This is a genomic window from Bradyrhizobium sp. MI1.11 (assembly GCF_055811255.1).
On record NZ_JBVVPM010000006.1, the window covers coordinates 14,773 to 27,453 of the forward strand.

A 12,681-nucleotide genomic window follows, 5' to 3' on the forward strand; every position below is an offset into this window, starting at 1 on the left:
TCCAGTGATTGTTGTGCGCCTTCAACCGCGGGGCCGGATCATTGTTCCGGTTCCCCGCCCGATCTAGACGGCACCAAAACCGGAGACTGTTACCCGGTAACAGTTCAGGCCGCCGCGATCTCGTGGCCCGCCATCAGTTCCAGCGCGCGCACCATCGCCGAGTGATCCCAGCCCTTGCCGCCATGCGCGGCGCAGGACGAGAATAGTTGCTGCGCCACTGCCGTGCTCGGCAGCGACAGGCCGAGCGCGCGGGCGCCTTCAAGCGCGAGGTTGAGATCCTTCTGGTGCAGCTCGATGCGGAAGCCGGGATCGAAATTGCGCTTCACCATGCGCTCGCCATGCACTTCGAGAATCCGGGACGACGCAAAGCCGCCCATCAGGGCCTGCCGCACCAGCGCCGGATCCGCACCGGCTTTCGACGCGAACAGTAGCGCTTCGCTGACCGCCTCGATCGTCAACGCGACGATGATCTGGTTGGCGACCTTCGTCGTCTGGCCGTCGCCATTGGCGCCGACGCGGGTGACGTTCTTTCCCATCCGGTCGAAGATCGGCTTCATGGTGTTGAAGGCGCGCTCGGGGCCACCGACCATGATGGTGAGGCTTGCCGCCTTGGCACCGACCTCCCCGCCTGACACCGGTGCATCGAGATAATCCGCGCCGAGCGCCTCGATCTTCTTCGCAAATTCCTTGGTCGCCAGCGGCGAGATCGAGCTCATGTCGACCACGATCTTGCCCTTGGAAACGCCGCCCGCGACGCCGTCCTTGCCGAACAGCACGGCCTCCACATGCGGGGTATCCGGCACCATGATGATGACCGCATCCGCCTCCTCCGCGACCTCCTTGCTTGACTTGCAGTCAACGCCGCCGGCCGCGATCAGCTCGGGTGCGACCGGCCCGACATCGTGCAGGAGAACGCGATGGCCTGCGGCCAGAAGATGACCGGCCATCGGCCGTCCCATGGTGCCAAGTCCGATAAAGCCGATGTCGATCATGTCTACGGTTTCCTCAGGTCTCGAAAGTCTGCGCGGCGTGCCAGGACAGGCCTTCCAGCGTCGTAGTGCGCGGCTTGTATTCGCAACCGATCCAGCCGCGATAGCCGATCGCGTCGAGATGGCGGAACAGGAAGGGAAAGTTGATCTCGCCGGTGCCGGGCTCGTGACGACCTGGATTGTCGGCGAGCTGGATGTGCGCGATCTGCGGCAGATATTCCTGCATGGTACGGGCGAGATCGCCCTCCATGATCTGCATGTGATAGATGTCGTATTGGACAAACAGATTGTTTGAGCGCACCTCGGAGACCAGCTGCACGGCCTGCTCGGTGCCGTTGAGGAAGAAGCCGGGAATGTCGAGCGTGTTGATCGGCTCGACCAGAAGCTTGATGTTCTCGCGCGCCAGGGTCGAAGCTGCAAACCGCAGATTCCCGACCAGCGTTTCGTTGAGCTCACGCGGGTCGGCATCGACAGGCGCGATGCCGACGAGACAGTTGAGCTGCTCGCAATCGAGTGCCTTGGCATAGTCGATGGCGCGAAACACGCCGTCCCGGAACTCGCTGACACGATCCGGCAAGATCGCGATGCCGCGCTCGCCTGCCGCCCAATTGCCGGCCGGCAGATTGTGCAGCACCTGCGTCAGCCCATGGCGGTCGAGCTGCTCGCGCAAAAGCGCCTTGTCGAAATCATAGGGGAAGAGGTACTCGACCCCGGAAAAGCCCGCCGCTTTGGCCGCGGCGAAGCGGTCCACGAACGGCATTTCGTTGAAGAGCATGGTGAGGTTGGCGGCGAATTTCGGCATGATGCTATCTCCCTATTCCGCCGGCTGCAGCACGCCGGGCCGCGCGGTCGCGACGTCGTCGAGCGGCAGATCCAGCACCTCCTCGAATTCGACGATGTTGTCGATCTCGGTGCCCATCGCGATGTTGGTGACACGTTCGAGGATGAACTCGACCATCACGGGCACGCGATGCTTGGCCATCAATTCGCGCGCGGTCGCGAACGCCGCCTGCGAGTCTTTCGGGTCGGTGACGCGGATCGCCTTGCAGCCGAGGCCTTCGGCGACCGCAACATGGTCGACGCCATAGCCGCCGAGCTCGGGCGCGTTGATGTTCTCAAAGGAGAGCTGGACGTGATAGTCCATGTCGAAGCCACGCTGGGCCTGGCGGATCAGGCCGAGATAGGAGTTGTTCACGACGACGTGGATGTAGGGCAGATTGAATTGCGCCCCGACCGCGAGCTCTTCGATCAGGAACTGGAAGTCGTAGTCGCCGGAGAGCGCGACGATGTCGCGATCCGGACACGCCGCGCGCACGCCGAGCGCCGCGGGCAGCGTCCAGCCGAGCGGCCCGGCCTGCCCGGCATTGATCCAGTTGCGCGGCTTGTATACCCCCAGAAACTGCGCCCCGGCAATCTGCGACAGGCCAATCACGGAGACGTAGCAGGTGTCACGGCCAAAGGCCTTGGTCATCTCCTCGTAGACGCGCTGCGGCTTGATCGGAACGTTGTCGAAATGGCTCTTGCGCAACATCGTTTTCTTGCGGTCGCGGCAGGAAGCGGGCCACGCCTGGCGCTCGCGCAACCTGCCTGACCGGCGCCACTCCCTGGCGACGGTGACGAAAAGCTCAAGGGCGGCCTTGGCATCCGAGACGATGCCGAGGTCGGGGTTGAACACGCGCCCGATCTGGGTCGGCTCGATGTCGACATGCACGAAGGTGCGGCCCTTGGTGTAGGTCTCGACCGAGCCGGTGTGGCGGTTGGCCCAGCGGTTGCCGATGCCCAGCACGAAATCGGATTCGAGCATGGTGGCATTGCCGTAACGGTGGCTGGTCTGAAGACCGACCATGCCGGCCATCAGCACGTGGTCATCGGGGATGGCCCCCCACCCCATCAGCGTCGGCACGACCGGCACGTTGGCGATCTCGGCGAATTCCACCAGCAAATCCGAGGCGTCGGCATTGATCACGCCGCCGCCCGCGACGATCAGCGGCCGTTCGGCCGCGTTGAGCATCTCCAGCGCCTTCTCCACCTGCTTGCGCGTCGCGGTGGGCTTGTAGACCGGCAACGGCTCATAGGTCTCGTCGTCGAACTCGATCTCGGCGAGCTGCACGTCGAGCGGCATATCGATCAGGACCGGGCCAGGCCTTCCCGAGCGCATGATGTGAAAGGCCTGGCTGAACACGCGAGGCACCAGCCCGGGCTCGCGCACGGTCACCGCCCATTTGGTCACGGGCTTTGCGATCGATTCGATGTCGACGGCCTGGAAATCCTCCTTGTAGAGCCGCGCCCGCGGCGCCTGGCCGGTGATGCAGAGGATCGGGATGGAGTCGGCGATCGCCGAATAGAGCCCGGTGATCATGTCGGTGCCCGCCGGCCCCGAGGTTCCGATGCAGACGCCGATATTGCCCGCCTTGGCCCGCGTATAACCCTCGGCCATGTGCGAGGCCCCCTCGACATGGCGCGCCAGGATATGGCGGATCGAGCCGCGCTTCTTCAGCGCCGAGTAAAGCGGATTGATCGCGGCCCCGGGAACGCCGAAGGCAGTCGAGATGCCTTCCTTCTCCAGAATTCGCACGGCAGCATCGATGGCTCGCATCTTCGCCATATCGGACCTCGCTTGAGTTGCATTGGCTCGAGCGAGATCATCGGGCCCGCGAGGGCTTCACTCAACGAGATCGATTTTATTTTCCACGATGCGGCAGCCGCGAAAAAATCGCGGCGGCTTCAGTCGGTTAGGTCGAGACTCGCGTGAAAGCGCTCACTCGAACAGCGGCGCCAGCTCCATCTGCGGCACCAGCACGAGGCCCTTGTCGGTGATGCGAATTTCCGGAATGACCGATAGAGGAATCAAATTGAAGCCCATGTAGGGGATGGTGCAGCCGGCTTCCGCCCATTCTTTCTTCAGCACCTTGACCTCTTCCGCCACTTCGGTAACGCGCTTGTCGGACAGCAGACCGGCGATCGGCAACGGCACCAGCGCCCTCACCTTGCCCTCGGCGACGAGGCAGACGGCGCCCTGTTGCTCCTTGATGGCGGCCACCGCGACCTGCATGTCGGCCTCGTTGGTACCGGCAACGATGATGTTGTGGCTGTCGTGCCCGACGCTGGAGGCGACCGCGCCGCGCTTCAGGCCAAAGTCCTTCAAGAGGCCATAGGCGACATTGCCGGCCGATTTGCCGTGGCGCTCGACCACCGTGACGAAGCACAGGCTGTAGCGCGCGAACAATTCCGGCCAATCCTTGGCCGGCTCGATCTCGATCTTCTCATGGATCAGCGTGATGCCGGGCAACGCGGTCTTGATGGCGTTGACGGTGCAGGCCTTCGCCGGCAGCTCCGGCGTCAGCTTCAGCTTCTCCGGCAGCTTCACGGTCGCGTAGGCCGCCTTCGGGTATTGATATCGCTGCGACAATGCCTGATCGAGCCGCGGCGTGATCTTGCGGTTCTCGACCACCAGCTCGCCGCCATACCAGGTGCATTGCGGCTTCAGATTGTCGTCCATCAGCACCAGATCGGCGCGGCGCCCCCCGCCGAGCCCGCCGATATCGCTGTCCATGTTGAAGCGCGTCGCGCCATGCAGCGAGCCCATCGACCAGGCCTGCTCGGGCGACATTCCCGCCTTCACCGCCTCCCGCACCACCCAGTCGAGACCGAACAGCAGGAGATCATCGGCGTCGCGATCGTCGGTGCACGCGGCCGTGCGCTTGTGCGAAGCGCCGAGCTCGGTGATAGTGCGGATCGCCTGCGGCAGCGAGTGCCACGGTGTGGTCGGCGGTCCCCCGCGCAGGAAGACCCAGACCCCGGCATCGAGCAAATCGTCGGCGATGTCGCGGTCGATCGCCTCATGGGTATCCGTGACGCCGGATGCCGCATAAGCCGCAACGAATTCGCGGCCATAGACATGGCCGGACACCGGCCGCCCACGCTTCAGGGCGGCGGCGAGGATGGCGTGGCTGCGCTCATCGCCCATGGTCACGGGCACGAAATCCATCTTCTCGCCGAGCCCGACAGCCTCCGGCCAGCGGTCGAACAGGCCGGCGATCTTGTCCGGCGTGAGGTCGCCGCCCGCAGTCTCCAGTGCGGCCGAAGTCGCGGGCACCGTGCTCGGCACTGTCAAGAAGATCGACAGCGGCGCCTCGCGCGCGTCCTCCAGCATCGCCTCGACGCCGGCGACGTCCATGACGTTGCCGATCTCGTGGCTGTCGCAGAAGATCGTGGTGGTGCCGTTGAGCAGGGCGGCCTCGGCATAGGCGCAGGCCGTCACCATCGAGGATTCAATGTGGATGTGCGGATCAACCAGGCCCGGCGCGATAATGCCGCCCGCGGCATCGTAGGTCGTGACGCCGCTCCAGGCCTTCTTGGCTATTCCAGCCGGCTTCACCGCCGCGATGCGGCCGCCGGTGATCCAGACCTCACGTCCCTGATGGATGCGCTCCGAATAGGTCGAAAGCACCCGCGCGCCGGTGACGACGAGATCCGGCGCGACCCGCGCCGAGGCCACATCGGCGAGACGCCGGGTCATCGAATGCAACGGTGCGACGGCGAAGCGGGTAAGTCTGGTCATCGGGACCCTCGCGTGGCGTTACGGTCCCGCGATGGTTACGCCCTGCGCCAGACCGGGCAAGCGCAAATATAACGGCACGCCCTGCTTACGCTTTAGGCGGCGAAGCGCCTGCCGCCCCTGACCTCGCGGGCCTGCGCGAGTTCCGTCGTCTCGGGGCCGCTGCGGCAGTGGGCTTGACCCGAATCCGCATTGACCTCCCGTTCTGCTCGTCGATCTCGAAGGAATTGGTCTTGCGCACGAGGTCGCTCAGCTTGCGGAAGCCGAACGTTCTCGGATCGAAATCGGACGCGAGATTGGCAAGTTGGCGGCCGACTTCCCCGAGCGTGACCCAGCCGTCCTCGCTCTCCATCTGGGTGATGACCTTCTTGATGATGGGGGTCGCGGCATCGAGCGGCTGAAGCGATTTCGATCTCGAAGCGGCGTCCTGGGTGTGCGCCGGCGCGGCAAGCAGGTTCTCCGTGTAGACGAACCTTCGGCAGGCCTGCCGGAAGCTCTCCGGCGTCTTCTGTTCGCCGAACCCAAAGACATCGATGCCCTGCTCCCGGATCCGGGCGGCCAGACGGGTAAAATCGCTATCCGACGACACCAGGCAAAAGCCGTCGAACCGGCCGCTGTGAAGCAGGTCCATCGCGTCGATGACCAGGGTGATGTCGGAGGCATTCTTTCCGGTCGTATAGGCAAACTGTTGCTGCGGGATGATGGCGTGTTTGGAAAGGATGTCGGCCCAGCCCCTGGACCTGGCATTGGAGAAGTCGCCGTAGATGCGGCGAACGCTGGCCTCGCCGATCTTGGCAATCTCCTCGAACAGTCCATCGGCAATCTTTGCCGAAGCGTTGTCGGCATCGATCAGGACAGCGAGACGGGGCGAACGGAGCTCTGACGGCATGACTTTTCCTAAAAAGGAGGCGACAACGGTGCGTGGATATACCGATGTCGGGGCAGCTGCCGCCAGAGCTGATTTCTTCAACGGGCCACGACGGACCGCGAACCGGGGTCAGGCTGGCTTCGCGACCGGGGTCACACCCCCGAGCGCGGCCGTCAGTTCCGCCGCAACCTCGCGCACCACACGTCCGATCTCCGGCAGCCGCGCATCGGTGACCCTGCTGGTCAAGCCGGAAACGGAGATCGCCGCCAACGGCTCGGCAAGCGCGTTGTAGACCACGGCGGCAACGCAGCGCAGGCCGATCTCGGCTTCCTCGTCGTCGATCGCAAAACCCTGCTTGCGGATGGTCGCGAGCTCCTTGAACAGGTCGCTTGGTCGCACGATCGATTTCTCGGTCAGGCGTGGCATGCCGTGATGGCGGATGACGGCACCGACGTCCTCGTCGGAATAGGTCGCGAGCACCGCCTTGCCGACGCCCGACGTTACCATCGGAACGCGGCCGCCGACCTTGGTCAGCGAACGCATGATTTCACGGCTCTCCATGCGGGTCAGCACGATGATGAACTCGTCGTCGACCACGGCGAGATTGGCGGTCTCGCGGGTGAGATCACGCAGCTTGCGCAAATAGGGAATAGCCTGGGCGCTGAAATTGCGCCGCCGGGCAAAGCTCGCGCCCACCGTGAAGCTGCGCACGCCGACATGCCATTTGGATTCGGCGCGGTCGAACTGCACGAAGCGGCGGCTTTCCAGCGTCGCCAGCAGGCGGTGTACGGTCGAGGCCGAGAGCCCGGTGCGAACGGCGAGATCGCTGAGGCGATAGCCTTCGTCGTCTTCGGACAATGTTTCGAGAATCGACAGCGCGCGATCAACGGATTGCACGCCGCCGTCGCGCGCGTCGTGGTCAGGCTCCGATGACGATCGGGGCTCGATCGATTTGCGTCGGATCACGTTCTTGCTCATCGCGACCTGCATTGCCAATCAGACAAGACGCGAGCCGCCTGCCCTCCCTCGCCCCGTTCTAACGGGGAGAGGGTCGGGGTGAGGGGCTATCTCCGCGAATACGGTGAGAGACGGACTTGTGGAGAGTGCCCCTCACCCGGAATTTGCTGTGCAAATTCCGGCCTCTCCCCGCAGGCGGGGAGAGGCGAAGGCAGCCTCAGAGCAGCCCTGCTCCGCGCGCCCATTTGTACTTGGCGCCGAGGACTTCGACCGGCAGCTCGGTCGAATACGCATAGGCCGGGATGCCGTTCTGGTAGAGATATTCGGCGGCCTCCTCGACCTCGACGTCGCCGGCGAGCGAGGCGACGATCGGCTTCACGAAGCCCTTGGCCTCCATCTCCTTCTTCACCTCGACCATGTTGCGGGCGAACACCATCGGCGGCGTGACGATGGTGTGCCAGTAGCCGAGGATCAGCGAATGAATGCGCTCGTCCGTCAGGCCGAGCTTCACCGTGTTGACGTAGGTGATCGGCGGCTCGCCGCCGGTGATGTCCACGGGATTTCCGGCCGCGCCAAACGGCGGGATGAACTTGCGGAAGGCAGCATCGAGATCTGCCGGCATCGACATCAGCGACAGGCCGTTGTCGACGCAGGAGTCCGACAGCAGCACGCCCGACCCGCCGGCACCGGTGATGATCAGCACGTTCTCGCCCTTCGGCGTCGGCAGCACCGGCACGCCGCGGGCGAATTCGAGCAGTTGCCGCAAGCTACGGGCGCGGATCACGCCGGACTGCGCGAGGACGTCCTCGTAGATCTTGTCGTTGCCGGCGAGCGCGCCGGTGTGCGACGAGGCCGCCTTCGCGCCGGCCGAGGTGCGGCCGGCCTTGAGCACGATGACCGGTTTTTTCTTGGAGACGCGCTTTGCCGCTTCCGCAAAGGCGCGGCCGTCCTTGAGGTCTTCGCAGTGCTGCGCGATCAGGTTGGTGTTCGGATCCTGCTCGAAGAAGGCGAGCAGATCGTCCTCGTCGATATCGGACTTGTTGCCGAGGCCGACGATCGCGGACACGCCCATCTTGGCCGAACGCGAGAAGCCGATGATGGCCATGCCGATGCCGCCCGACTGCGAGGACAGCGCCGCGTGGCCCTTGACGTCATAGGCGGTGCAGAAGGTCGCGCAGAGATTGGCAGGCGTATAATAGAAGCCGTAGATGTTCGGGCCCATCAGGCGGATGTCGTACTTCTTGCCGACTTCGACGATCTCGGCCTGCAGCTCCGGCGCGCCGGCTTCCGCGAAACCGGACGGGATCAAGACCGCGCCGGGAATTTTCTTCTCGCCGCATTCGGTGAGCGCCGCGGCGACGAACTTCGCGGGAATGGCGAACACTGCGGTGTCGATCACGCCGGGCACGTCCTTGACGCTCTTATAGGCCTTGTAGCCGAGGATCTCGGCGGCCTTGGGATGAATCGGGTAGATGTCGCCCTTGTAGCCGCCGTTGATGAGGTTCTTCATCACGGAATTGCCGATCTTGCCGTCTTCGGCCGAAGCGCCGACCACGGCAACCGCCTTCGGCTGCATGATGCGGCTCATGGCCGCGACGATCTCTTCGGTCGGGCGCGGCTTCGGCTTGGGCACGTAAGCGAAGTCGACGACGATGCGGACGTCGGCCGCGATCGCGTCCTTGGCCGTCGCGAACACCGGGTTGAGATCGAGCTCGACGATCTCGGGGAAATCGGTGACGAGCTGCGAGACCTTGACGATGACATCCGCAAGCGCGGTGCGGTTCACCGGCTCGCCGCCGCGAACGCCCTTCAAAATCTCATGCGCCTGGATGCCGTCGAGCATCGACAGCGCGTCTTGTTTGGTCGCGGGCGCGAGGCGGAAGGTGATGTCCTTCAGGACTTCGACCAGCACGCCGCCGAGGCCGAAGGCAACCAGCTTGCCGAACGAGGCATCGGTGATCGACCCGACGATCACTTCGGTGCCGCCGGCCAGCATCTGCTGCACCTGGACGCCCTCGATCTTGGCGTCGGACTTGTACTTCCTGGCGTTGGACAGGATCGTCTCGTAGGCCTTCTCGGCGTCTTCGGCCGTCTTGAGGCCGACGATGACGCCGCCGGCTTCGGTCTTGTGGAGAATGTCCGGCGAGACGATCTTCATCACCACTGGAAAGCCCATCGAGGCGGCCATTTTGCCGGCCTCGCCGGCCGATTTCGCCACACCCTCCTTCGGCACTGGAATGCCGTAGGCGTCGCAGACCAGCTTGCCTTCCGGCGCGGTCAGGCTGGTGCGCTTGTCCGCCTTGACCTGGTCAAGCACCTTGCGGACGGCATCTTTGGAATTGGACATGTGGCTCTCCCTTGACCTTGGTTCTTGCGTTCTCAAAGCGCGCGCGTGTTGCGGCTGCCCGTGATGCTTTCCATTCGCCGCGCTCTGTTCCATGTCGCGGAACGGAGTGGCATAAAGCCGAGATTACTCCGCCGGCTTGGATCAAAAATGGCTGGCGATGGCATTTGGTATGCCAGAAGCCAACTTGTCAAGCTGCAGCGCACCTTAGAACGCTGCAAAAAATAGGCAGCTTGACATTCTGGTATTTGGTATGCCAAAAACTTTCCCGTTAATAATCCTGTAAAAGACGACTCCCACTGGAGGAGATTCGTCGTGTCACTGCGGAAACCAACCAAGGCGTTGCCGAACATGGCCGAGGCAGATATCGCAATCGTTCGTATTGCCCCGGAGTCGAGCTTCAAGAACAAGGCGTATGACGCCTTGAAGGAAGCCATCCTCAAGATGGACATCTACTCGACACCCGAGCCGGTGATGCTCGACGAGCGGGCGTTGTCCGAGCGCCTGGGTGTGAGCCGCACGCCGATCCGCGAAGCCATCGCGATGCTCGAGCAGGACGGCTTCGTGAAGACGGTCCCGCGCCGCGGCATCATGGTGGTGCGGAGGACCAAGAGCGAGATCGTCGACATGATCCGCGCCTGGGCGGCGCTGGAGAGCATGGCGGCCCGCCTCATCACCGCCACAGCGCGAAAGAAAGACATCACGGCGCTGCGCGACTACTTCAAGGATTTTGGTAAAGACCGCCTGCCCGAGGATCACGTCGAGGAATATTCGCGCGCCAACATCGCCTTCCACCAGGCGCTGATCTCGCTGTCGGAATCACCGGTGCTGGTCGATCTCACCAACGACTTGCTGCTGCACGTGCGTGGCTATCGGCAACTGACCATCGGACGCAAGGACCGTACCGCGACGTCGCTCCCCGAGCATCTCGGCATGATCGAAGCCTTGGAGGCGCGCGATACCGAGCTCGCCGAGAAGCGCGCCCGCGATCACACCCTTGGCCTTGCCGCTTACGTCGAAGCGCATGGTCAGGAACTCTTCTAGCCAGCAACGTTCACCAGAAGGGCGAGGCATCGCCCCTAAAGCCTGAAACGGCATCTTGAGACCAGGGAGACAAGGCCCATGCTGAATACCGCGACCAAGTCCGAAGCACCGGGCACCGAGCAGGAATTGACGGATGGCTTTCATCTCGTCATCGACGCGCTCAAGCTGAACGGCATCAACACCATCTACAATGTGCCGGGCATCCCGATCACGGATTTGGGCCGCATGGCCCAGGCGGCCGGTATTCGCATGATCTCGTTCCGCCACGAGCAGAACGCCGGCTATGCGGCGGGCATCGCCGGCTACCTCACCAAGAAGCCCGGCATCTGCCTCACCGTCTCCGCTCCCGGCTTCCTCAACGGTCTCACCGCGCTCGCGCACGCCACCACCAACTGCTACCCGATGATCCTGATCTCAGGCTCCTCCGAGCGCGAGATCGTCGACCTCCAGCAGGGCGACTACGAAGAAATGGACCAGCTGGCGATCGCCAAGCCGCTGTGCAAGGCAGCCTATCGCGTGCTGCACGCCCAGGACATCGGCATCGGTCTTGCCCGTGCCATCCGTGCCGCCGTCTCCGGCCGTCCGGGCGGCGTCTATCTCGACCTGCCGGCAAAGCTGTTCGGCCAGGTGATGAACGCCGATGCCGGCCGGAAGTCGCTGGTCAAGGTGATCGACGCGGCTCCCGCGCAGATCCCCTCGCCCGCTTCGATCAAGCGCGCGCTTGATGTTTTGAAGAGCGCAAAACGTCCGCTCATCATCCTCGGCAAGGGCGCGGCCTACGCGCAGGCCGACGAGGAGATCAAGACCTTCGTCGAGAAGAGCGGCATTCCCTTCCTGCCGATGAGCATGGCCAAGGGCCTCCTCTCCGACACGCATCCGCAGTGCGCAGGCGCCGCCCGTTCGACGGTGCTGAAGGAATCCGACGTCGTGCTGCTGATCGGCGCCCGACTGAACTGGCTGCTCTCGCACGGTAAGGGCAAGAACTGGGGCGAAGCGCCCAAGAAGTTCATCCAGGTCGACATCGAACCGCGCGAGATGGACTCCAACGTCGAGATCGTCGCGCCCGTCGTCGGCGACATCGGCTCGGTCGTTTCCGCCTTCAACCAGGCGATGGCGTCGGGCTGGACCGCGCCGCCGGTCGAATGGACCAAGGCGATTTCGACCAAGCGCGAAGAGAACGTCGCCAAGATGGCGCCGAAGCTCATGAACAACAAATCGCCGATGGACTATCACGGCGCGCTCGGCGTGCTGAAGAACGTCATCAAGGATCATCCCGAGGCGATCCTCGTCAACGAGGGCGCCAACACGCTCGACCTCGCCCGCGGCGTCATCGACATGTATCGCCCACGCAAGCGTCTCGACGTCGGCACCTGGGGCGTGATGGGCATCGGCATGGGCCAGGCGATCGCGGCTACGCTCGAGACCGGCCATCCCGTGCTCGCGGTGGAAGGCGACTCGGCCTTCGGCTTCTCCGGCATGGAAGTGGAGACCATCTGCCGCTACAATTTGCCGATCTGCGTCGTCATCTTCAACAATGACGGCATCTATCGCGGCACCGACGTCAACGGCGCCAATGCCGATCCGGCGACGACGGTGTTCGTCAAGGGCGCCCGCTACGACAAGATGATGGAAGCCTTCGGCGGTGTCGGCGTCAACGCCACCTCGCCGGACGAGCTCAAGCGCGCCGTCAACGAAGCCATGGCCTCGGGCAAGCCGACGCTCATCAACGCCGTGATCGATCCGGCCGCCGGTTCCGAGAGCGGCCGCATCGGCAACCTCAATCCGCAGAGCGTTCTGCAGAAGAAGAAGTAACCAGCCGCCGGGTCATTCCCCGCGCAGGCGGGGAATCCAGTAATCGCCAGATCATCCTTGAGGCGAGCACTGAGGCCCAACTGAACCTTCAGCGAATAATGGATGCCCG

General features: G+C 63.9%; 9 protein-coding genes. 2 read left to right on the forward strand and 7 right to left on the reverse strand.

What is annotated here, in order from left to right:
• Nucleotides 1–104: 104 nt before the first annotated feature.
• The 7 genes from AC0L30_RS08015 to AC0L30_RS08045 all read right to left on the reverse strand — a co-directional run bounded on the left by AC0L30_RS08015 (nucleotide 105) and on the right by AC0L30_RS08045 (nucleotide 9,719).
• Entirely contained in the window at nucleotides 105–992 is an 888-nt protein-coding gene (locus AC0L30_RS08015; protein WP_219680918.1) for a 2-hydroxy-3-oxopropionate reductase, read from the reverse strand.
• Nucleotides 993–1,005: 13 nt separating this feature from the next.
• Nucleotides 1,006–1,791, reverse strand: a complete 786-nt coding sequence (gene hyi, locus AC0L30_RS08020) for a hydroxypyruvate isomerase (protein WP_007593299.1) — start codon at nucleotides 1,789–1,791, stop codon at nucleotides 1,006–1,008.
• A 12-nt stretch (nucleotides 1,792–1,803) separates the two neighbouring features.
• Nucleotides 1,804–3,594, reverse strand: a complete 1,791-nt coding sequence (gene gcl / locus AC0L30_RS08025) for a glyoxylate carboligase (RefSeq protein ID WP_007593300.1) — start codon at nucleotides 3,592–3,594, stop codon at nucleotides 1,804–1,806.
• A 153-nt stretch (nucleotides 3,595–3,747) separates the two neighbouring features.
• Complete coding sequence (locus tag AC0L30_RS08030; protein ID WP_473254630.1) at nucleotides 3,748–5,550, reverse strand: adenine deaminase; 1,803 nt, start codon at nucleotides 5,548–5,550, stop codon at nucleotides 3,748–3,750.
• Nucleotides 5,551–5,635: 85 nt separating this feature from the next.
• A complete protein-coding gene (locus AC0L30_RS08035; protein WP_007593304.1) occupies nucleotides 5,636–6,436 on the reverse strand; it encodes an NYN domain-containing protein in 801 nt (266 codons plus the stop codon).
• A gap of 108 nt (nucleotides 6,437–6,544) precedes the next feature.
• On the reverse strand, nucleotides 6,545–7,393 hold the full coding sequence (locus AC0L30_RS08040) for an IclR family transcriptional regulator (protein ID WP_007593306.1): 849 nt from the start codon (nucleotides 7,391–7,393) through the stop codon (nucleotides 6,545–6,547).
• Between the two features lie 196 nt (nucleotides 7,394–7,589).
• Complete coding sequence (locus AC0L30_RS08045) at nucleotides 7,590–9,719, reverse strand: acetate--CoA ligase family protein (RefSeq protein WP_007593308.1); 2,130 nt, start codon at nucleotides 9,717–9,719, stop codon at nucleotides 7,590–7,592.
• Between the two features lie 348 nt (nucleotides 9,720–10,067).
• Here AC0L30_RS08045 and AC0L30_RS08050 point away from each other — a divergent pair, with 348 nt between their 5' ends.
• Together AC0L30_RS08050 and oxc are read left to right on the forward strand one after the other, a co-directional pair.
• Nucleotides 10,068–10,760 (forward strand): GntR family transcriptional regulator, encoded by a 693-nt coding sequence (locus AC0L30_RS08050; protein ID WP_197031202.1) that lies wholly within the window; start codon nucleotides 10,068–10,070, stop codon nucleotides 10,758–10,760.
• Nucleotides 10,761–10,838: 78 nt separating this feature from the next.
• The gene (gene oxc, locus AC0L30_RS08055; protein WP_007593310.1) at nucleotides 10,839–12,572 is read left to right on the forward strand and encodes an oxalyl-CoA decarboxylase; all 1,734 of its coding nucleotides are present in this window, start codon (nucleotides 10,839–10,841) and stop codon (nucleotides 12,570–12,572) included.
• Nucleotides 12,573–12,681 lie beyond the last annotated feature (109 nt).